At 29.2% G+C, this 21,762-nt stretch carries 20 protein-coding genes; 13 read left to right on the top strand and 7 right to left on the bottom strand.

Features of this window, described 5'->3' with window-relative positions; genetic code table 11:
* Positions 1-127: 127 nt before the first annotated feature.
* From ASUIS_RS01735 to ASUIS_RS01755, 5 genes are all read left to right on the top strand, one after another.
* A complete protein-coding gene (locus ASUIS_RS01735; RefSeq protein WP_118885427.1) occupies positions 128-724 on the top strand; it encodes a peroxiredoxin in 597 nt (198 codons plus the stop codon).
* Positions 725-907: 183 nt separating this feature from the next.
* Complete coding sequence (gene rho, locus ASUIS_RS01740; RefSeq protein ID WP_118885428.1) at positions 908-2,236, top strand: transcription termination factor Rho; 1,329 nt, start codon at positions 908-910, stop codon at positions 2,234-2,236.
* A gap of 120 nt (positions 2,237-2,356) precedes the next feature.
* Entirely contained in the window at positions 2,357-3,313 is a 957-nt protein-coding gene (locus ASUIS_RS01745; protein WP_118885429.1) for a methionine ABC transporter ATP-binding protein, read from the top strand.
* Positions 3,313-3,951 (top strand): methionine ABC transporter permease, encoded by a 639-nt coding sequence (locus ASUIS_RS01750; RefSeq protein WP_118887615.1) that lies wholly within the window; start codon positions 3,313-3,315, stop codon positions 3,949-3,951. The genes ASUIS_RS01745 and ASUIS_RS01750 overlap by 1 nt, the downstream gene beginning before the upstream one ends.
* Before the next feature lie 10 nt (positions 3,952-3,961).
* The gene (locus ASUIS_RS01755; protein WP_118885430.1) at positions 3,962-4,780 is read left to right on the top strand and encodes a MetQ/NlpA family ABC transporter substrate-binding protein; all 819 of its coding nucleotides are present in this window, start codon (positions 3,962-3,964) and stop codon (positions 4,778-4,780) included.
* 212 nt (positions 4,781-4,992) lie between these two features.
* Here the strand turns inward: ASUIS_RS01755 and ASUIS_RS13540 are convergent, their stop codons facing one another.
* The gene (locus tag ASUIS_RS13540) at positions 4,993-5,169 is read right to left on the bottom strand and encodes a hypothetical protein (protein WP_192894415.1); all 177 of its coding nucleotides are present in this window, start codon (positions 5,167-5,169) and stop codon (positions 4,993-4,995) included.
* Positions 5,166-5,690 carry a toll/interleukin-1 receptor domain-containing protein gene (locus ASUIS_RS01760; protein ID WP_118885431.1) on the bottom strand — a complete coding sequence of 175 codons (525 nt, stop codon included), beginning with the start codon at positions 5,688-5,690 and terminating at the stop codon, positions 5,166-5,168. The genes ASUIS_RS13540 and ASUIS_RS01760 overlap by 4 nt, the downstream gene beginning before the upstream one ends.
* A gap of 102 nt (positions 5,691-5,792) precedes the next feature.
* On the opposite strand from ASUIS_RS01760, the gene gdhA reads away from it, so the two are divergent.
* The 6 genes from gdhA to ASUIS_RS01790 all read left to right on the top strand — a co-directional run bounded on the left by gdhA (position 5,793) and on the right by ASUIS_RS01790 (position 12,459).
* Positions 5,793-7,145 (top strand): NADP-specific glutamate dehydrogenase, encoded by a 1,353-nt coding sequence (gene gdhA, locus ASUIS_RS01765; RefSeq protein WP_118885432.1) that lies wholly within the window; start codon positions 5,793-5,795, stop codon positions 7,143-7,145.
* Between the two features lie 114 nt (positions 7,146-7,259).
* On the top strand, positions 7,260-8,045 hold the full coding sequence (gene murI, locus ASUIS_RS01770) for a glutamate racemase (protein ID WP_118885433.1): 786 nt from the start codon (positions 7,260-7,262) through the stop codon (positions 8,043-8,045).
* On the top strand, positions 8,042-10,036 hold the full coding sequence (locus ASUIS_RS01775; protein WP_118885434.1) for a DNA polymerase III subunit gamma/tau: 1,995 nt from the start codon (positions 8,042-8,044) through the stop codon (positions 10,034-10,036). The genes murI and ASUIS_RS01775 overlap by 4 nt, the downstream gene beginning before the upstream one ends.
* Positions 10,037-10,101: 65 nt before the next feature.
* Positions 10,102-10,941 (top strand): thioredoxin domain-containing protein, encoded by an 840-nt coding sequence (locus ASUIS_RS01780; RefSeq protein ID WP_118885435.1) that lies wholly within the window; start codon positions 10,102-10,104, stop codon positions 10,939-10,941.
* Between the two features lie 18 nt (positions 10,942-10,959).
* Positions 10,960-11,898, top strand: coding sequence for a hydroxymethylbilane synthase (gene hemC, locus ASUIS_RS01785; protein WP_118885436.1), 939 nt, complete (start codon positions 10,960-10,962; stop codon positions 11,896-11,898).
* 18 nt (positions 11,899-11,916) lie between these two features.
* The gene (locus tag ASUIS_RS01790) at positions 11,917-12,459 is read left to right on the top strand and encodes a hydrolase (RefSeq protein WP_118885437.1); all 543 of its coding nucleotides are present in this window, start codon (positions 11,917-11,919) and stop codon (positions 12,457-12,459) included.
* A gap of 10 nt (positions 12,460-12,469) precedes the next feature.
* Here ASUIS_RS01790 and ASUIS_RS01795 read toward each other — a convergent pair whose 3' ends face one another.
* The 5 genes from ASUIS_RS01795 to prpB form a co-directional block, all read right to left on the bottom strand.
* Positions 12,470-13,474: a GGDEF domain-containing protein gene (locus ASUIS_RS01795; protein WP_118885438.1), complete on the bottom strand. Its 1,005-nt coding sequence runs from the start codon at positions 13,472-13,474 to the stop codon at positions 12,470-12,472.
* Between the two features lie 120 nt (positions 13,475-13,594).
* Positions 13,595-14,773, bottom strand: a complete 1,179-nt coding sequence (gene prpF / locus ASUIS_RS01800; protein ID WP_118885439.1) for a 2-methylaconitate cis-trans isomerase PrpF — start codon at positions 14,771-14,773, stop codon at positions 13,595-13,597.
* Positions 14,774-14,873: 100 nt separating this feature from the next.
* Positions 14,874-17,474, bottom strand: a complete 2,601-nt coding sequence (acnD, locus tag ASUIS_RS01805) for a Fe/S-dependent 2-methylisocitrate dehydratase AcnD (RefSeq protein ID WP_118887616.1) — start codon at positions 17,472-17,474, stop codon at positions 14,874-14,876.
* A 105-nt stretch (positions 17,475-17,579) separates the two neighbouring features.
* Entirely contained in the window at positions 17,580-18,731 is a 1,152-nt protein-coding gene (gene prpC, locus ASUIS_RS01810; protein WP_118885440.1) for a bifunctional 2-methylcitrate synthase/citrate synthase, read from the bottom strand.
* Between the two features lie 54 nt (positions 18,732-18,785).
* Complete coding sequence (prpB, locus tag ASUIS_RS01815) at positions 18,786-19,670, bottom strand: methylisocitrate lyase (RefSeq protein WP_118885441.1); 885 nt, start codon at positions 19,668-19,670, stop codon at positions 18,786-18,788.
* A gap of 175 nt (positions 19,671-19,845) precedes the next feature.
* On the opposite strand from prpB, the gene ASUIS_RS01820 reads away from it, so the two are divergent.
* On the top strand, positions 19,846-20,823 hold the full coding sequence (locus ASUIS_RS01820) for a hypothetical protein (protein ID WP_118885442.1): 978 nt from the start codon (positions 19,846-19,848) through the stop codon (positions 20,821-20,823).
* An 8-nt stretch (positions 20,824-20,831) separates the two neighbouring features.
* Entirely contained in the window at positions 20,832-21,758 is a 927-nt protein-coding gene (locus tag ASUIS_RS01825; protein WP_118885443.1) for a D-2-hydroxyacid dehydrogenase, read from the top strand.
* The last annotated feature ends 4 nt before the right edge of the window (positions 21,759-21,762 follow it).

The following is a 21,762-nucleotide window of genomic DNA, read 5'->3' on the forward strand; positions in this document are numbered from 1 at the left end:
GATAAAAATTATCAAATGATAATATTTTTTACAAATTTAGAAATTTAAGGAAACTCACAGTTTCTTTTATAAAATATTGTTATATAATTTCAATACAAAATTTATTATTAAAAAAAGGAATTAAAATATGTTAGTAACTAAAAAAGCTCCAGATTTTACAGCAAAAGCTGTACTTGCAGATGGTCAAATTGTAGAAAATTTTAACTTATATGAAAACATTGGTGAAAAAGGTGCAGTATTATTCTTTTACCCACTAGACTTTACGTTTGTTTGTCCATCTGAAATTATTGCTTTCTCAAAAAGAATTGAAGATTTTACTTCAAGAGGAATTTCTGTAATTGGTTGTTCAGTTGATTCTCAATTTTCTCACTTTGCATGGAGAGAAACACCAGTTGAGCAAGGTGGAATTGGAAGAGTTAAATTTCCATTAGTAGCTGACCTTTCAAAATCAATCTCAAGAGACTATGATGTATTATTTGGTGAATCAGTTGCATTAAGAGGATCATTTTTAATTGATGCTGATGGAACTGTAAGACATGCTGTAATTAATGACTTACCATTAGGAAGAAATATTGATGAAATGATTAGAATGGTAGATGCAATGTTATTTACAAATGAGCATGGTGAAGTTTGTCCTGCTGGATGGGCAAAAGGTGACGAAGGTATGAAAGCTAACACTGCTGGTGTTGCTGAATATTTAGCAAAAAATGAAGGAAAATTATAATATTTAACTATATTATATGAAAAAAAAGGTATCAAATTTTTTTTGATACCTTTTTTTATGTAAAGCTGTTTTATTGACAATTTTTCAAATAAACACTACAATGATGCCAATACTTTAACAAAAACTACAAATAAACTACAAAAACTACATAAACATATGTAAAATCAAAGGTAAAAAACACTCATGGAAGAGTCTATAGAAGAAACAAAAACAAAAACCCCAACTTCGAAAAAAGCAAGAACACATATCCCTGTTGAAGGTTATAAGATTGAACAATTAAGGGAATTTCCTTTAGAAGAACTTATAAATATTGCAAATGAGCTTGAAGTTGAAAATCCACAAGAGTTAAAACGACAAGATTTAATGTTCACAATTTTAAGATCACAAATTGATGCTGGTGGATTTATTTTATTTACTGGTATTTTAGAGATTAAAGAGGGTGGATTTGGTTTTTTAAGAGCAATTGATGGGAATTTTTCTGATACTTCTAATGACTCTTATGTAAGTGCTACTCAAATTAGAAAATTTGCACTTAGAACTGGAGACATCGTCTCAGGGCAAGTTAGACCTCCTAATAAAGAGAGTGAAAAATACAACGCTTTATTAAAAATTGAAGCAATAAACTACTTACCCGTAAAAGAGTCTAAAAATAGACCTTTATTTGATAACTTAACTCCACTTTACTCAACAAAAAGATTTAACTTTGAATATGAATCAACAAGAATGACAGGAAGAATGCTTGACTTATTTGCTCCAATGGGTAAAGGTCAAAGAGGTCTTATTGTTGCACCTCCAAAAACTGGTAAAACTGAACTTTTAAAAGAATTAGCACATGCAATCAGTAGAAATCATCCTGAAGTTACATTAATGGTTTTATTAATTGATGAAAGACCAGAAGAAGTAACAGATATGCAAAGAAGTGTAAGGGGTGAAGTTTATAGTTCAACTTTTGATTTACCTGCTCATAACCATGTAAGAGTTGCAGAAATTGTTATTGAAAAAGCAAAAAGACTTGTAGAGATGAAAAAAGATGTAGTTATTTTACTTGATTCTATTACTAGACTTGCACGTGCTTATAATACGGTAACACCATCATCTGGAAAAGTTCTTTCAGGTGGAGTTGATGCAAATGCTTTACATAAACCAAAAAGATTTTTCGGAGCTGCTAGAAATATTGAAGAGGGTGGAAGTTTAACTATTATTTCAACTGCACTTATTGAAACTGGTTCAAAAATGGATGAAGTTATTTTTGAAGAGTTCAAAGGAACTGGAAATAGTGAAGTTGTACTTTCAAGAAATGCAGCAAATAAAAGAGTTTACCCAGCTCTTGATATTACAAAATCTGGAACTAGAAAAGAAGAATTACTTCTTACTCCTGATGTTCTACAAAAAACTTGGATTTTAAGAAATGCAATTTCTCAAATGGATGAAGTTGAAGCTCTTAAATTCTTATACTCAAAAATGCAAAAAACTAAAAACAACGAAGACTTTTTTAACTCAATGAATGAATAGACGAAGTGCATATAGCACTTCTTTATTTTATTAATTATACTAACTTACTTAAAAATTACATTTTTAACTCATATCTTATTCCTTTTTCTATATTATTGCGTCTCTTATAAGGATAAAAAATTGATTAAAATTAAAAATTTAAACAAACATTATGGTGATATTAAAGTTTTAAATGATATTTCTATTGACATAAAAAAAGGTGAAATTTTTGCTATTGTTGGACATAGTGGTGCAGGAAAATCCACATTAATGCGTTGTATTAATGGCCTTGAAAATTATACTAATGGCTCACTAAAAGTTAATGATAAAGAGATTAAAGATTTACAAAAAAATGAATTAAGAGAATTTAGGAAAAATGTGGGAATGATATTTCAACATTTTTCATTGATTCAAAGGAAAACAGTATTTGAAAATATTGCTTTGCCAATGCAACTTTGGGGATATAAAAAAGAAGAGATTTTAAAAAAAGTAAATGATTTATTAGTGCTAGTTGGTTTAGAAAAAAAAATAGATTCTTATCCAAATCAATTAAGTGGAGGACAAAAGCAACGTGTTGCAATTGCTAGAGCTTTAACTTTAGATCCAGATATTTTACTCTCAGATGAAGCAACATCTGCTCTTGATCCAAATACTACAACATCAATTTTGAATCTATTAAAACAGATAAATGAAAAGCTAAATATAACTATTATTTTAGTTACACATGAAATGGAAGTTGTAAAACAAATTGCTCAAAAAGCTCTTTTGTTAGAACATGGAAATATTATTGGTTTTGATACAACAGAAGAGTTATTTTTAAAGCCTGATATAAAAATGAAAGAATTTCTAGGTGAAATAGAAGTTGTACCAAATTATGGAGTTAATATAAAAATCTATTTTCCAAAAGATAATGCTTTTCAATCTTTTATTACCAAAATGGCTAGGGAACTTGACAAGGATTTTAATATTGTGTGGGGAAAACTTGAAGAGATAAATGGTCATATTATTGGAAATATGGTTATAAATATTGAAGAAAAAGATAAAGAGTTAGTTACTAATTATATAAAAGAACATGATATTGTTTGGGAGATATTATAATGACAGATATTTTAACTACAGCACTTGGCGAAACTATTTATATGTCATTTGTATCTACATTTTTTGCTGTTATAATTGGTTTCTTTTTAGCAATTATTTTAACACTTACTTCAAAAGATGGTTTAAGAGAAAACCTAAAAGTATATGCAACTTTAGATGTTGTTATTAATACTTTGCGATCTTTTCCTTTTATTATTTTAATGATAATTTTATTTCCTGTTACAAAATTTTTAATAGGTAAAAGTATTGGAACAACGGCTGCTATTATTCCTCTTACAATTGGAGCTGCACCATTTATTGCAAGATTAATTGAAAGTGCATTTAAAGAAGTAGATTTTGGAGTAATTCAAGCTGCAAAATCATTTGGAGCGAGTGATTTTCAAATCATATTTAAAATTATGTTAGTAGAAGCCCTTCCTTCTATCATCTCAGCAATTACCTTAACTTTGATTACAGTAATTGGATTTTCAGCAATGGCAGGTGCTGTTGGTGGCGGAGGATTGGGTGATGTTGCCATTAAATATGGTTATTATAGATTCCAAACAGAAACAATGATTTATACAGTATTAATCTTAATTATTTTGGTACAAGCTGTTCAAAGTTTGGGCAATTATTTATATAAAATTACAAAAAAATAAAGGAAAAATTATGTTAAAAAATATTTTAAAATTTGCACTTGCATGTGTTTTGACACTTGGATTTAGTGCTTGTAATGATTCTAAAGAAGTTAAAGAAACAAAAGTTGAGAAAAAAGAGATAGTTATAAAAGTTGGAGCAACTCCAGTTCCCCATGCTGAAATATTAGAAGCTGTTAAACCTATATTAAAAGCAAAAGGTTATGATTTACAAATTGTAGAGTTTACAGATTATGTAACTCCAAATATTGCTGTAAATGAAGGTGAATTAGATGCAAATTTCTTCCAACATTTACCATACTTAGAAGAGTTTAACAAAAACAAAAATACAGAACTAGTAAAAACTGTAAATGTACATTTAGAACCAATGGGATTATATTCACATAAAATAAAAGCATTAAGTGAATTAGCAGATGGTGCAACAATTGCAGTTCCAAATGATCCAACAAATGAAAGTAGAGCTTTAGATATTTTAGCTAAACAAGGTCTTTTAACATTCAAAAATGTTCCATTTAAAACAGTAATTGATATTGTAAATAATCCAAAAAATCTACAAATCAAAGAGTTAGATGCACCTCAATTACCAAGAGTTTTAGATGAAGTTGATGCTGCAATTATTAATACAAACTATGCGCTACCTGCAAATTTAAATCCATTATCAGATGCAATAGTTTTAGAATCTAAAGACTCTCCTTATTCAAATATTATTGTAGTAAAAAGAGGAAATGAAAATAAAGATTCGATAAAAGCATTAGATGAAGCTATTAATTCAGAAGATATTAGAACATTTATTAAAGAAAAATATAAAGGTTCTATAGTAGAAGCTTTTTAAAAATACATAAAAAGCAGGGCAGTATTACATAGATAATATTGCTTATGCTTATTTTAAATAGGAATAATTACTTACTAATTCTATAAAAAGAATATATCTCAGTATAAAGATTATTAGATTAACTTATCATAGAAGAAAAGAAACTTTTAGAAGTTAAATACATAATCGTAATTCTTTCTATATTGGATTAAATGAATCCTTTTAATGAAATTTTATTTTAAATAATCTGGCTTACTTCCAATTTGAGGTTTTGAAATTAATGGTTTATCAAAAATACAATGTATTAGCTCTTTGATTTGCTCATCATATTTTGAATCATCTGGCATATATAATGAAATTAGCTGTTGAAGAAATGAAGGAATACTCGTTTCCGCTGTACCACTTCTCAATATGGGTATATATTTTTTATTATCCGTAATATTTTGCAAATTTCTGCATTTAGTATTGAGTATTCATATCCTACTCCACCACGTCTTCCTATTGCCTCTGTTTGATAATTTTCAGTAAATATAATAAGTACTTTATCTGATTCTTTTAACGCTGTTTCCATAAAATACGGAGCATTAGCTCTTGGTCTTAATTCATATCTATCTAATATAGGCTCTATACCATTTTCAGCTAGGTTATTTGCTAAATTTAATACCGAATCTTTGTGTTCATCATTATCCCAAGAAACTTCTTGCTTATCTTTATTATGAGTTATTTGAGATAATATATATTTGTTAAATAAATCAATATATAGCTTATTAATAAAGTAATAATTTTCATCAGGATGAATAATTAAAAAATCAAAGTCAATAAGAAATCTTTTGATAATCATATATTTTAATTTAAAGGATGATGAGTTAATTAAAACAGCTTTATTATATGTATTATCAGAAATAAAAGATTTAGAAAATATATTATTCAAATAGTATATTATTTATGTATATGATTAAATTTTATAATTATTGTATAAAATATAGACTATTTTTGATAAAATATATTCCAATTTTAGAAACAAGGAATATATATGCCATATTTAGAAGAAGTTTTTAACTATCTTAAAAGAACAAGTCCTGCACAAACAGAATTTTATCAAGCAGCGGAAGAAGTTTTATATTCACTGCAACCTTTGTTAGATAAATACCCAAAATATAGAAAACACAAAATTATTGAAAGAATTGTTGAACCGGAGAGACAAATTATGTTTAGAGTAAATTGGCTTGATGATAATGGTGAAATTCAAGTAAACAAAGGTTTTAGAATAGAGTTTAATTCTGCACTTGGACCATATAAAGGTGGATTAAGATTTCATCCAAGTGTAAATGCAGGAGTTATCAAATTTTTAGGATTTGAGCAAATATTTAAAAATGCACTAACAGGTCTTCAAATTGGTGGAGGAAAAGGTGGAAGTGATTTTGACCCAAAAGGAAAATCTGACAATGAAATCATGAGATTCTGTCAAGCATTTATGAGTGAATTATTTAGACACATTGGGGCAAATACTGATGTTCCTGCTGGGGATATTGGAGTAGGTGGTAGAGAAATTGGATATATGTTCGGTATGTACAAAAAACTTGCAAATAGATATGAAGGTGTATTAACTGGAAAATCATTAAAATGGGGTGGTTCACTAGCTAGAACGGAAGCCACTGGTTATGGGTGTGTTTATTTTGCTAAATATATGCTTTCTGCTCGTGGTGAAACATTAGAAGGTAAAAAATGTTTAGTTTCTGGTTCTGGAAATGTGGCAATTTATACAATTGAAAAATTATATCATTTAGGAGCATTACCAATTACATGTAGTGATTCAAAAGGTATGATATTAGATGAAGAAGGAATAGATTTACTTTTATTAAAAGATTTAAAAGAAAATCAAAGAGTAAGTTTAAGTGAATATACAAAATATAGACCAAAAGCTGTTTATACACCAGTTGCACAATATCCTCAAGGAAGAAATGCAGTTTGGTCAATTCCTTGTTTTGCAGCATTTCCAAGTGCAACACAAAATGAATTAAATTTAGAAGATGCAAAAGTTCTTCTTGCAAATGGTTGTGTTTGTGTGAGTGAAGGAGCAAATATGCCATCAACTGCAAAAGCTGTTGATTTATTTGTGGAAGCAAAAATTGCTTATGGACCTGGAAAAGCTGCAAATGCAGGTGGAGTAGCAACTAGTCAACTTGAAATGGCACAAAATGCTTCTATGGTTTCTTGGACTTTTGAAGAAGTTGATGCAAAATTAGCACAAATTATGAAAAATATTTTTGATACAGCAAGTTCAACAGCAGCTGAATTTGGACAACCTACAAATTTAGTTTTAGGAGCTAATATTGCTGGATTTAAAAAAGTAGCTGATGCTATGATTGAGCAAGGTTTAGTATAATCTTTTTTTACAATACTCTAATTTTAGAGTATTGTATCTCTTCTTATCTTTCCCTAATAAATATATATAAAAACTTATGTTAAAATAATTCCTTATTACAATAAAAGGTACAAATTGAAAGTAGGCGTGTTTGATTCTGGGCTTGGCGGATTGACTGTTGTTAGTTCAATTCAAAAAGTGTTTAAAGGTGCAGAACTTTTTTATATTGCTGATACAGCTTATGCTCCTTATGGGGAGAAAACAGCTGAAGAAATTCTAAATAGATGCGATAATATTACTAGATACCTTTTAGAAAAACATGGAATTGAAGCTTTGATTGTTGCTTGTAATACAGCAACTAGTGCTGCAATTAAACATTTAAGAGAAAAATTTCCTTTTTTAATAGTAATTGGAACAGAACCTGGAATCAAACCTGCTATTTTAAATACAAAAACTTCGCATGTTGGAGTATTGGCAACACCTGCAACTTTAAAAGGCGATAAATATCAACTTTTAGTAAATGAGTTATCAAATATAAAAAAGGTAACCCTTTATGAACAAGCTTGTGTCGGTTTAGTTGAACAAATAGAAAAAGGTGAAATAAACTCACCAAAAACTTTTGATATGTTAGCAAAATGGTTAGAACCTATGAAAAAAAATGGTGTTGATACTATTGTTTTAGGTTGTACTCACTATCCATTAGTTGATGAAGTTATAAAAAAAGTTATGGGAAATGATATAACTTTAATAGAAACAGGAAATGCAATTGCTAATAGATTAAAACTTTTAAGTGAAGAAATAGGGCATATAAACGAAGGAAAACTTGAAATAAGTGTTTGTTTTACGGGTGAAATAAATAAACAGATGATTGAAAAGATTTTAGAAAATAAAAATATAGAAGTTAGGAAGTGTACAATATGAGTCAAGAAGTTTTAGAAAAAAGAGTTTTAGCATTAAAATATAGACCTCATAGATTTGAAGATTTAGTTGGCCAAAGTACAGTTTCTCAAACTCTTTCATTAGCTTTGGATTCGGATAGATTATCACATGCTTATTTATTTTCAGGTCTTAGAGGAAGTGGAAAAACTTCAACTGCCAGAATTATGGCAAAAGCGCTTTTATGCTCAAATGGACCAACTTCAAAACCTTGTGAAGTTTGTCCAAATTGTGTAAGTTCAAACTCAAATAGACATCTTGATATTATTGAGATGGATGCTGCATCAAATCGTGGAATTGATGATATTAAAGATTTGATTGAACATACAAAATATAAACCAAGTAGCGCTAGATTTAAAGTATTTATAATCGATGAAGTTCATATGCTTACAACTCAGGCATTTAATGCTTTATTAAAAACTTTAGAAGAACCTCCTGGTTTTGTGAAGTTTATATTAGCTACTACTGACCCATTAAAATTACCAGCAACAATTCTTAGTAGAACTCAACATTTTAGATTTAATAAAATTGCGACTTCTGATGTAATTCATCATTTAGCTCATATATTAAATGAAGAAAATATAAATTATGAAAAAGATGCTTTGGAAATACTTGCAAGAACTGGACAAGGAAGTTTAAGAGATACTTTGACTTTACTTGACCAAGCTATTATTTTTTCTAAAGGAAGAATAAATACAACAAGTGTTGTTGATATGTTGGGATTAATTGACCCAAAACTTATGGATGATATTTTTTCAATTATTTTAAATAAAGGTGATATAAATCAAATAATTAAAGACTTAGAAAGTTATGAAGTTTCTCAAATTTGTGATGAAATGACTATTTATTTAAAAGATAAAATGCTCTCACGTGATACAAAATTTGACTTGCTTTTATTTGATAGATTTTTTAGAATTTTAAGTGATGCAAAACATTTACTTGCAATAAATAGTGATGGTGGTTTTGTTTTAATTTTAACTTTTATGAAAATGATTGAAGCTACAAATTTAAAAACTATTGATGATATTATAAATCAAGTTGAGAAAATTGAAGTTAGAAAAGAAACTCCTATTTCTAAAGCTGTTGAAAAAATAGTAGAAAAAGTTGTTGATGTTCCTATTGAAAAAACTGAAGAAAAAGTAATTGAAAGAGTTATTGAGAAAATAGAAGAGATAAAAGAAGTTTTTGTTGAACCTGAAACAAAAATAGAAGAAGTTACACCTTTTGATGAGGTATTAATCCAAAGTAATACTATTATGGATTTAGGAATCATTGATGCTATTGAAGTTGTTGATTATTCAACTCCATTTGATGATTTACCAATGACTCCTCCAACTGTTATTGCAAAAGAAATTGAAATTGAAAAACCAAGAGAGATTGCAATTGAGCCAATTATTGAACATCAAGTTCAAGCAAATATTTTTGAAGAGATAGAAATCGTTCCTATTGAAGAAGTATTTGAAGAGGAAGATGATATTCAAAATGAGTTATATGAAAAATTAACTGCAAAAGTTTATGATAGAGACCCTGATTTAGGTGAATGTTTTGAAAAAAACTTTATATTTAGTGGTTTTGAAAATAATAAACTATACATAACTTCTTATGCTCAAGATGAAGATAGAAAGTTTTTATATAAACATTTTGGAATAATAAAAACTTTTGCTCAAGATATTTTTGGAAATGATGTTGAGTTAGATTTCAAAAAGGAAGAACCCTCCGTACTAGAGAATCAAAAAGTAGAGATTGAAACTCAAGAAAAAGAAGAGGCATTTCAAGAAGAGATTTCAAATGATACAGGTTCAATGCTCGAAGAGATTGAAATGGGTTCAGGTTGTGTGGCTGATATGCATAAAAGTGCAGTTACTCAACCATCACAACAAGAGTTACAGTTGAATGATATTTTAAATTCAAAAATGCTTGATAAAGCGAAAGAGCTTTTTGATATAAAAAAGATTACAGTAAAAGCAAGAAGTTAAAATATTAACTTTTTATTAATATAAAATAGATAGACTATAAATTAGCTTTAAAAAAGGAAAAATAGATGAATAAATTCTCAAAAATATTATCAATAAGTATTTTATTATCAAGTGCATTATATGCAACATCTAGTGATGAAAATGTTATTAACTTTGAGCAAAAAAGAATATCACAAAATCCAAATGTAAAAATTAAAAATATAAAAATAAGTACAAAAAAAGAGTTACCTTTAAAAGGTTGGAATGGTTATATCTTAGATGTTGAAGCAACAGTTCAAGGCAAAGATATAAATGCAAAAGATATTCTTTTCTCTGATGGAAAATATATATCTTTAGAATTAATTGATTCAGAAACTGGTAAATCTTTAAAAGATTTAGTAACTCCAAATTTAACTGATAATTATCATGATAAATCAAAACTAATTGCAGGTAATCATAATGCAAAAGATAAAATAGTAATTTTTTCTGATCCATTATGTCCATTTTGTAAAGATTATGTACCAGATGTTATAAAATATGTAAATAAAAATAGTAATAATATTGCTTTATATTATTATCATTTTCCATTAATGGCACTTCATCCAGCAGCAGCACCTTTATCAAAATTGATTGAAATTGCAAAAGAAAAAGGTATAAAAGATGTTGAAGTAAAAGTTTATGAAACAGATTGGGAAAAATATTTTGATGTTAAATCTGTAGATGAAACTAAAATTTTAGAAGCATTTAACAAAGAGTTTAATACAAGCATAAAATTAGAAGAGATTTCTTCTTCTGCTATAAATGCAGTTCTTGAAAAAGATATTTCAATGGGTGAAGAAGTTATGGTTTCTGGAACTCCTACAATATTTGTAAATAAAGTAAAAGATTCTACAAAACTTAAATATGAAACATTAGGTAAAAAATAAATTTATTAAGAAGGTAATATGGAAAAATTAGTAATAGCAACAAGAAGAAGTCAATTAGCTCTTTGGCAAAGTGAATATGTAAAAGCAAAACTTCAAGAACACTATCCAAATATGCAAATTGAACTTCAAGAATTTGTAACAAAAGGTGATAAGATTTTAGATGTTCCACTAGCAAAAATTGGAGGGAAAGGTCTTTTTACAAAAGAACTTGAAGTTGCAATGCTTGAAGGAACTGCGCATTTAGCTGTTCACTCTTTAAAAGATGTACCAACTCAATTTGAAGATGGTTTACAACTTGCTGCTGTTACTAAAAGATTTGACCCAAGAGATGCACTTTTAAGTAATAAATATTCTTCAATAGATGAATTACCAATTGGTGCAATTGTTGGAACTACAAGTTTAAGACGAAGAATGGCTATAAAAATGCTAAGACCAGATATTGTTTTAAAAGATTTACGAGGGAATATCAATACTAGAATTGCTAAGTTAAATGCTGGTGAATATGATGCTATTATTTTAGCAGCTACTGGAATTCAAAAATTACAAATTGAAAATGAAGTTAAGTATTTTAATCCAATTTCAACAGATGTAATGATTCCATCAATGGGACAAGCAACACTTGGAATTGAAACAACAAATGACCCAAAAGTTTTAGAAATAGTAAAAGTTTTAAATGATAAAGATGCACATATAGAATCAACAATTGAACGAAGTTTTGTGGATACTTTACAAGGTGGTTGCCAAGTTCCGATTGGTGTAAAAGCAACAATTATTGATGAAAATTCAATCAGAGTTCAAGCTATTGTTGGACTTCCTGATGGAACTGAATATATTAGTGAAGATATAACAGCTAGTATAAAAGATTATGAAAAAGTTGGTCAGAAATTAGCTCAAAATTTTATTGACCAAGGTGCAAAAGAGTTGTTAGATAGAGCAGAGAAATTAGCTTTTAAATAAATCCCAAGGAGAGATAAAATGAGAATAAATGTAGAAGACGCACTTTTTTGTTTAGTGGATGTTCAAGAAAAGTTATATCCACATGTTGTAAATAAAGATGAAATTGAGAAAAATTTAATCACATTAGTAAAAGGATTAAAAGTTCTTGGAGTTCCTTTTGTTGTGAATGAACAATATAAAAAAGGAATAGGGGAAACAATTCCTTCTTTAAAAGAATTAGTTGAAGAGTATCCTCATTTTGAGAAAACAACTTTTTCTTGTTATAAAAATGAAGAAACAATTGATGCTATAAATGCTACAGATAAAAGAGTTATAATAGTTGCAGGAATTGAAACACATGTTTGTGTTTTACAAACTTGTATAGATTTACTTGAAGGTGGATTTGAAGTTGTTTTAGTTACTGATTGTTGTACTTCAAGAAAACAAAAAGATACAGATATGGCAATAACAAGATTGCTTCAAGCAGGAGTAATTCCTACAACTTATGAATCTTTACTTTTTGAATTAACAGTAAATGCAAAAAATCCAGTTTTTAAAGAGATTTCAGGTTTAGTAAAATAAGAATTTTTTCTTATTTTACTATTGTATTTTTACCACTTTTTTTAGCTTCATACATTTTTTTATCAGCCAAGCTTAGAATCTCATCATAAGAAGCATATTTTTTATCAAACTCTACAATTCCAATACTAAGAGTGATCTCTCCAAATCTTGTAGCTAAGAATTTTTCTGAAGTTACGCTCATGATTCTATTCATATGTTCATTTGCATATTGAAGAGAGTTATCGATGCTAATTATACAAAACTCTTCGCCACCGAGTCTAAATACATAATCCAAACCTTTTCTTGTATTATCTAATAATATTTCTGCAAAATATTTTAGTACAACATCTCCACCTTCATGACCAAATCGGTCATTTATACTTTTGAAGTTGTCTATATCAATATATGCTAAAGTTGCTTGAGTAGAACCTCTATTTACTTGTGCAAAAACATCAGAACAAACTTTTCCAAAATATCTTCTATTAAACAAAGAAGTTAAAGTATCAGTAATAGTTAATTCTTGAAGTTGATTTCTAATTATTTGATTTTCTTTTTCTAACTCGATTCTTCGCATTTCTCTTTCAATCTTTCTTGAGTAGATTAATGCAATATCATTTATTTCTTCCGGTAATTCTCTAACTAATTTAGAATAAATAGCTATATGTCCTACACAACTACCTTTCCCATCAGTTATGGGAATTCCATAAAAACTTTCAAATTTTTCTTCTATTAAATCTAAAAAATTATATTTTACATGTTCATTTATTTTTATAATTTTATTATCAAAAACAAATTTCCCTGGAATTCCATTTAAATCTATAATATTTGGAACTTTGTCATTTGTAGAATATAAAATTTTTACTTTTGTTGTAGGATTGAAATCTATTGCTTTTGTAATATAAACTAAATCAGCTTGAAATAATTTTTTAATTTCAATTGCTGTATGTTCTATAAATTCATCACCTGTATGGTAAGAAGTTATTTCAAGTATCGATTTTAGAGCTTCATATGGATTAAATTTAAATGAATGATCCATTATTACTTATCTCCTAAATTTTATTGCCAATATGGTAACATAATATTAATAATTAAAGGATAAAAAAAGGCCTGGAAAAAACCCAGACCTTTTTAAAATTGAATAAAGATTTAGAAATTTTTATTTCATAGTGTCAGCAGGAACATGTACTAAACCACTCATAATAATTCTTGCACTTCTACTCATAGTTGCTTTATCAACAATAAATTTTCCATTTTCTTTTTGAATAACTGCACCAACTTTTAAAGTTCCTGATGGATGTCCAAATTCAACTGCTGATTTTTCTCCACCACCAGCAGCAATATTTACTAAAGTACCTTCAATACAAGCAGCAACACCAATAGCAACAGAAGCAGTTCCCATCATAGCGTGATGTAATTTTTGCATAGATAAAGCTCGTACATGTAAATCAATCTCATTTGCTTTAACTTCTTTACCACTTGAAGTAATAAAATCACTTGCTGGTGCAACAAAAGCAATTTTTGGAGTGTGTTGTCTTGTTTCTGCTTCTTTTAAATCAGAAATTAATCCCATTTTAAGTGCAGCATAAGATCTAATTGTTTCAAATCTTGCTAAGGCTTCAACATCAGAGTTAATATCTCCTTGAAGTTCAGTTCCTTTATAGCCAATATCAGCAGCATTAACAAAACATGTTGGAATTCCAGCAGTTATCATAGTTGCTTTAAATGTACCAATTCCTGGAACTTCTAAATCATCTACTAAGTTTCCTGTTGGAAATAACTCTTCACTTGGATCTACAGGTTCTGCAAATTCTAAAACGATTTCTTCAGCAGGAAATGCAACACCATCGATATAATAATCACCCATTTCTTTAACCATACCATTTTCCATAGTTACATAACAAAGGATAGTTTTTTTGATATTTGCTTGCCAAATTCTTACACAACAAACACCATTTTCAGGTACATTTTCAACTAGACCTTCTTTAATTGCAAAAGGTCCAACTGCACTTGATAAATTTCCACAGTTTCCACTCATATCTACAAAATCTTTATCAATTGCAACTTGACAGAAATAGTAATCAACATCATGACCAGGAACATCTGATTTACCAACTAAAATAGCTTTAGATGTGCTTGAAGTTGCTCCTCCCATTCCATCCATTTGTTGTTTATAAACATCAGGACTTCCTACGATTCTTTGAAGTAATTTATCTCTTTTTTTTGGATCTTCTTGTGCCTCTTTAGGTAAATCAGCAATATTAAAGAATGTACCTTTTGAAGTTCCACCTCTCATATATGTTGCTTTTACTGTAAATTGTGGTTCGTAATTACTCATGTTTTTCCTTTAAAATATTTGATAAAATTGTTTGAAAAAATCTTAGGATTTCTTTAAACAGTTTTAGAAAATTCTAAAGAGCAAAAAGCTCTTTAGATATTTATTTTTTTGAAGATGCAATAACATCTTTAGCGAATTTTTGTAAAATTCCACCATTTTTGTAAACATCAACTTCAGCTGAAGTATCTAATCTACATAAAACATCGAATTTAACAACTTCACCATTTGCTCTTGTCATAACAACTGTTAAATCACATCTTGGAGTAATTTCACCATCAATGTCAAATACTTCAGTTCCATCAATAGAATAAGTATGTCTAGTTTCACCTTTTTTAAATTGTAATGGTAATACACCCATTCCAACTAAGTTAGTTCTATGAATTCTTTCAATTGATTCAGCAATTAAAACTTCAACACCTGCAAGTCTAACACCTTTTGCAGCCCAGTCTCTTGAAGATCCTTGACCATAGTTAGTTCCAGCGATTATAATTAAAGGTTGTTTTCTAGTTGTGTAAGTTTCAATTGCTTCCCACATTCTTGATTCAACACCCTCTGGCATAATTTTTGTCAAACTTCCTTGTTTAACTTTTCCATTTTCATCTTTAACCATTTCGTTAAATAATTTTGGATTTGCTAAAGTTGCTCTTGAAGCAGTATGATGATCCCCTCTATGTGTTGCATAAGAGTTTAAATCTTCAACAGGTAATCCCATTTTTAAACAATATTCACCAGACGCAGATGTTGGTAAAATTGCATTTGATGGAGATAAGTGGTCTGTTGTAATATCATTAGGGAATACACCTAATGGTCTCATATTTTTAAGAGCTGGCATTTGCATATATTCATCTTCCCAGTAAGGAGGTTTGTTAATATATGTTGATCTTGTATTCCATTTGTAGAATGGATCTACTTTAATTCCAGCTAAACCATTTCTTGCAAACATTGGGTCATAAATAGCAGCAAACATTTCAGGTTTAACAGCACTATTTACAACAGCATCAATTTCAGCATCAGATGGCCATAAATCTTTTAACTTAATGTCATTTCCATTTTTATCTTTTCCTAAAACATCAGTTTCAATATTAAATCTGATACTTCCAGCAAGTGCATAAGCAATTACAAGTGGAGGTGATGCTAAAAATGCTTCTTTAATAAATGGGTGAATTCTTCCATCAAAGTTTCTGTTTCCAGATAATACAGCTGTTGTATAAATACCCGCATCAGCAGCAGCTTGTTGAATTTTTGGATCTAAAGCACCTGACATACCATTACAAGTAGTACAAGCAAAACCTACAATTCCAAATCCTAATTTTTCAAGTTCTGGCAATAATCCTGATTCTTTTAAATATAATTCAGCAACTTTTGAACCCGGTGCTAAAGATGATTTAACCCATGGTTTTCTTGTAAGCCCTAGTTCATTTGCTTTTTTAGCTAATAATCCAGCTGCAACAACATTTCTAGGATTTGATGTATTTGTACATGAAGTAATTGCTGCAATTAAAACAGCACCATCTGGCATAACATCATCAGAAATTGTAATATGTTTAGAAATTCCTGCTGCTTCTAAAGTTGAAACAGGAAGTAATTTATGAGGTTGAGATGGACCAGCTAAAGTTCTTGTAACTGTTGATAAATCAAATTCAATAGTTCTAGCATAAGTAGCATGTTCAAAAGCGTCAGCCCATAAACCATTTGCTTTAGCATAAGCTTCTACTAATTTAACTTGTTTTGCTTCTCTACCTGTTATTTTTAAATAATCAATAGTTTTGTCATCAATAGCAAACATCGCAGCACTTGCACCATATTCAGGAGTCATATTAGAAATAGTTGCTCTATCTCCTAAATCAAGATATTTGATTCCAGTTCCAAAGAATTCTAAGTATGCAGAAATAACATTGTTATCTCTTAAGTAAGAAGTCATAGAAAGTGCAATATCAGTAGCAGTTATACCTTCAGATCTAACACCTACAATATTAACACCAATAATTTCTGGAACCCTCATATAAGAAGGATTTCCTAACATTACGTTTTCAGCTTCTAATCCACCAACACCAACAGCAATAACACCAAGTGCATCAACGTGAGGAGTATGTGAATCTGTACCAACTAATGTATCAGGAGATGCAATACCATCGATATTGTGAACAACTGGAGACATTTTCTCAAGGTTAATTTGGTGCATAATTCCATTACCTGGAGGAATAACGTCAACATTATTAAATGCTTCTTTAGTCCAGTTAATAAAGTGGAATCTATCTGCATTTCTTCTATCTTCAATATCTCTATTTTTTTGGAATGCATCTGGATCAAATCCACCACACTCAACTGCTAATGAGTGGTCAACTATTAATTGAGTAGGAACTACTGGATTAACTTTTTGTGGATCACCACCTTCTTTAGCAACTGCTTCTCTAAGACCTGCAAGATCAACAAAAGCTGTAAGTCCAAGAATATCGTGACAGATAACTCTTGAAGGGAACCAAGGAAAATCTTTGTCGGTTCTTTTTTCAATTAATTGAATTAATGAATCTTTTAAATCAGCACTAGGGCATTTTCTAATTAAGTTTTCTGCTAATACTCTTGAAGTGTAGTTTAATTTTGCAAAAGAACCAGGAGTAATATCCTCTACAGCACTTTTAACATCATAATATTTAACACCATCAATACCAGCAAGGTCTTTAAGATATTTTTCGTTTGTCATATTTTTTATATCCATTTAGTTTATATTTAAAAGGATGAGCAAAAGCTCATCCTTATATTGTTTGCCAAAGTGGCACTAGAATATTTTATAAAGTGGTCTAAGTTCTTATCTTTGTTCTAAAGGAACAAATTTTAAACCTTCAGGTCCTGTGTAAGTAGCTGATGGTCTAATGATTTTTCCATCTTCTCTTTGCTCAATCACGTGTGCACCCCATCCAGTAACTCTAGCGATAATGAATATTGGAGTAAACATATCTGTTGGAATTCCCATTTGGTTATAAGAAACAGCAGAGAACCAGTCAAGATTTGGGAACATTTTCTTTTGATCCCACATAATTGTTTCAATTCTTTCTGCAACATCATACATTAACATGTCGTTGTTTTCTTCAGATAAATCTTTAGCAACTTTTTTAATTACTACGTTTCTTGGGTCACAGATACTATAAACTGGGTGTCCAAATCCGATAATAATCTCTTTTTTTGCCATTCTTTCTTTGATATCTGCTTCTGCTTGATCAGCTGAAGAATATCTTTCTTGAATTCTAAATGCAACTTCATTAGCTCCACCGTGTTTTGGACCTCTTAAAGCTCCAATTGAACCTGTGATACAAGAATACATATCTGAATTTGTTCCAGCAATTACTCTTGAAGTAAATGTTGAAGCATTAAATTCATGTTCTGCATAAAGAATTAAAGATACATGCATAGCTTTAACCCAAGATTCTCTTGGTTTTTCACCATGTAATAAATGTAAGAAGTGTCCACCAACAGTATCATCATCAGTTACAACATCAATTCTTTTTCCGTTGTATGCAAAGTGGTACCAGTATAATAAAATAGAAGAAAATGATCCCATTAATCTATCAATAATATCTTGAGCTTCATTTTTTGGATGTTCTTCTTTTTCTTGATTTAAAGCTCCAAGTACTGAACAACCAGTTCTCATAACATCCATTGGATGACAAGTTTTTGGTAATTGCTCAAGTGCTACTTTAACACCATTTGGAATATCTCTAAAAGATTTAAGTTTAGCTTTATAAGCTGCTAACTCTGCTTTATTAGGTAATTTTTCGTGTACAATTAAATATGCAATTTCTTCAAATTCAGCTTTATCAGCAAATTCTAAAATATCATATCCTCTATAGTGTAAGTCATTTCCACTTTTACCAACTGAACATAAAGCTGTATTTCCAGCAGAAGTTCCAGAAAGTGCAACAGATTTTTTTGGTTTAAACCCCGAAGTTGTTTCAGTACTCATATTTTCCCCTTAGTTTAAGTATAATTTTGTTTTATATTGGTGAGATAAAGCTAATTACTTAGCTTTACCTTTTGAAAATAATTCATCCATTTTTTGCTCATAAGCATGGTAATTTAACATATCGTATAATTCCATTCTTGTTTGCATTGTATCAAGAACACCTTCTTGAGTACCTTTGTCTTTTAATTCTTGATAAACAGCAAGTGCAGCTTTATTCATTGCTCTAAATGCTGATAATGGGTAAAGAACCATATCAATTCCAACAGAAGCTAATTCTTCAGTTGTGAACATTGGAGTTGCTCCAAATTCAGTAATGTTCGCTAAAACAGGAACACTCATTTGATCTGTAAATTCTTTGTATTCTTTTAAAGTATGAACAGCTTCTGCAAAAATAGCGTCAGCTCCAGCTTCAACATAAGCTTTTGCTCTGTCGATTGCAGCTTGTTGACCTTCAGATGCATGAGCATCAGTTCTAGCAATAATATAGAAATCTGGGTCTAATTGCATTTTAGCATCAACAGCAGCTCTGATTCTATCACACATTTCTTCTGTAGATACTAACTCTTTATTTGGTCTGTGTCCACATCTTTTTGCTGCAACTTGATCTTCAATATGCATACCAGCTGCACCTGATCTGATAAATTCTTTAACAGTTCTAGCAACATTAAACGCATGTCCCCAACCAGTATCAGCATCAACGATTAATGGAGTATCACAAATAGAAGTAATTCTTCTAACATCAATACATACATCTTCAATCATTGTCATACCTAAGTCTGGTAAACCGTAAGAAGCATTAGCAATACCTCCACCTGATAAGTAGATTGCTTTATGTCCTACTTTTGTTGCTTGTAATGCTTGGTAAGCATTAATAGTTCCTACGATTTGTAAAGGAGACTCTTCTTTTAAAGCTTCTCTAAATTTTTTTCCTGCGCTCATACACATCCTTTAAATTTAACTTGAATGTCATTATACATGATTTATATATTTGAGCGATGTATGATTTTTGAAAGATAAATCACAATTTATTTTATAAATAGAGCTAATTGTACAATATTTGGTTTTTTGTTAAGAAATGGTACAATAATATAAATATTACATTTAAGGTGTTGTTATGAATTATAAAAATTCAATAGAAAAATTCATAGAAATTTTCAAAAGATCGAACTTAAGTATTTCAAAATTTGCAGTTTTGATAAATAAGGATAGAAGAACGGTTACATCGTGGATTGATAAGGTAACAGATATTGAACCAAACAAAGAAATTAAAGATAAAATTTGCCAAACATTTAGGTATCCTGATTATATTTGGGAAGATGGTTGTAATGGAGAAGAGTTCTTAAAATCAATAACTCAAATACCTCAAAAAGAAGTAAGAATTATAGATGAAGATTATCAAGGAAGATTAAAATATATATTAGAACAAGAACAAAATAGAAGATTTGTTATTCAAGCTCAATTTCCAGGACCCATGTATAGGGATTCTGCTGTACAAAAAGTGTACAAAACTACTAATAGTGCTGATATAGAAGAATTAAAACAAGCAAGAATAGATCAGATGTTAAGATATGACTATGACACAACAGAATGGTATTCAATAAAATCGGTCTTATCTTTTTGTTTTGCAATTATTGGAAACTTTTATACAAAAGAAGAGAAGATAAAAATATTAGAGTTAATTTATGAATTATTTAACAATAACTATAATAAAAAACTTTTCTTATTTGACTCTTTCTCAAGAAAAGTATATGGGATGGAAACAACATATATTTCAATAAATGTAAAACAAAAAATTCTATTTTTTAAATCACCAATTGAATCAGTTTTTATAGAAATCAGAAATAAATCATTGGTTGAAAGAATGCATAAATATTATAGTTCACCAATTGAAGCACCTTCTCATGTAAACTTTTTAGAATCTGTAAAAATCATAAAAATTTTACAAGATGCTTTAAAATATAATAATGATATAAAACAAGCTTACGAGATGATAAATAGAGAAACAAACTATGGAGAACTTTTTTATAATAATCTAAGTATAGATTTACAAAAAGAGGTAACTGCTCCAAAACCAGGACAAAGAAGAAATTAGGAGAAAATATGAAAATAGTTATTTTAGATAGAGCAACTTTAGGATTTGATATTGATATGAGTATTTTTGAGACTTTAGGAGAAGTTGAATCTTTTGATGTAACAAATGAAACTCAAACTATAAATAGAGTAAAAAATGCAGATATAGTAATCACAAATAAAGTAGTGATTTCAAAAGAAGTTATGGATAATTCAAATCTGAAACTTATTTGTATAAGTGCAACTGGAACAAATAATGTGGATTTAGAATATGCAAAACAAAAAAATATTCAAGTAAAAAATGTAGCTGGATATTCAAGTTCAAGTGTAGTTCAATTAGCATTTTCAATGATTTTTCAGATTGTTCAAAAACTTGATTATTATAAAAAATATGTGGATGAAGGAAATTGGCAAAAATCGCAAATTTTTACACATATAGATAAACCATTTTTTGAGCTTGATAGTAAAAAAGTTGGAATTATTGGACTTGGTGATATTGGAAGAAATTTTGCAAAAAAAGCAAAAGCTTTTGATTGTGAGGTGATGTATTATTCAACAAGTGGAAAAAATCCTAATAGTGAATATAAACAAGTTAGTTTAGATGAGTTATTAAAAACTTGCGATATTATCTCTATACATTGTCCATTAAATGAAAATACAAAAGATTTGTTAAATTATGAAAATATGAAAAATATGAAAAATGGTGCAATTTTATTAAACCTTGGTCGAGGTGGAATTATAAATGAAGCAGATTTAGCAAAAATTATAGATGAAAAAGAAATTTATTGTGGAATTGATGTTGTTGCTGTTGAGCCAATTTTAGAAGATAATCCACTTTTAAAAGTGAAAAATAAACAAAGACTTTTATTAACTCCACATATTGGTTGGGCAAGTATCGAAGCTAGAACTAGACTTGTGAAAATGGTGGCTGAAAATATAAAAGAGTTTTTAAAATAGCAAA

This window comes from Arcobacter suis CECT 7833 (genome assembly GCF_003544815.1).
Taxonomy (GTDB): domain Bacteria; phylum Campylobacterota; class Campylobacteria; order Campylobacterales; family Arcobacteraceae; genus Aliarcobacter; species Aliarcobacter suis.

Excerpts from the sequence above, each read along its gene's own strand:
- ASUIS_RS01750 (WP_118887615.1), top strand. The coding sequence starts at position 3,313 with ATGACAGATATTTTAACTACAGCACTTGGCGAAACTATTTATATGTCA.
- prpC (WP_118885440.1), bottom strand. The coding sequence starts at position 18,731 with ATGAGTACTGAAACAACTTCGGGGTTTAAACCAAAAAAATCTGTTGCA.
- ASUIS_RS01820 (WP_118885442.1), top strand. The coding sequence starts at position 19,846 with ATGAATTATAAAAATTCAATAGAAAAATTCATAGAAATTTTCAAAAGA.
- hemC (WP_118885436.1), top strand. The coding sequence starts at position 10,960 with ATGGAAAAATTAGTAATAGCAACAAGAAGAAGTCAATTAGCTCTTTGG.
- ASUIS_RS01795 (WP_118885438.1), bottom strand. The coding sequence starts at position 13,474 with ATGGATCATTCATTTAAATTTAATCCATATGAAGCTCTAAAATCGATA.
- ASUIS_RS01755 (WP_118885430.1), top strand. The coding sequence starts at position 3,962 with ATGTTAAAAAATATTTTAAAATTTGCACTTGCATGTGTTTTGACACTT.
- prpB (WP_118885441.1), bottom strand. The coding sequence starts at position 19,670 with ATGAGCGCAGGAAAAAAATTTAGAGAAGCTTTAAAAGAAGAGTCTCCT.
- ASUIS_RS01775 (WP_118885434.1), top strand. The coding sequence starts at position 8,042 with ATGAGTCAAGAAGTTTTAGAAAAAAGAGTTTTAGCATTAAAATATAGA.
- rho (WP_118885428.1), top strand. The coding sequence starts at position 908 with ATGGAAGAGTCTATAGAAGAAACAAAAACAAAAACCCCAACTTCGAAA.
- ASUIS_RS01780 (WP_118885435.1), top strand. The coding sequence starts at position 10,102 with ATGAATAAATTCTCAAAAATATTATCAATAAGTATTTTATTATCAAGT.
- acnD (WP_118887616.1), bottom strand. The coding sequence starts at position 17,474 with ATGACAAACGAAAAATATCTTAAAGACCTTGCTGGTATTGATGGTGTT.
- gdhA (WP_118885432.1), top strand. The coding sequence starts at position 5,793 with ATGCCATATTTAGAAGAAGTTTTTAACTATCTTAAAAGAACAAGTCCT.
- ASUIS_RS01825 (WP_118885443.1), top strand. The coding sequence starts at position 20,832 with ATGAAAATAGTTATTTTAGATAGAGCAACTTTAGGATTTGATATTGAT.
- ASUIS_RS01735 (WP_118885427.1), top strand. The coding sequence starts at position 128 with ATGTTAGTAACTAAAAAAGCTCCAGATTTTACAGCAAAAGCTGTACTT.
- prpF (WP_118885439.1), bottom strand. The coding sequence starts at position 14,773 with ATGAGTAATTACGAACCACAATTTACAGTAAAAGCAACATATATGAGA.
- ASUIS_RS01790 (WP_118885437.1), top strand. The coding sequence starts at position 11,917 with ATGAGAATAAATGTAGAAGACGCACTTTTTTGTTTAGTGGATGTTCAA.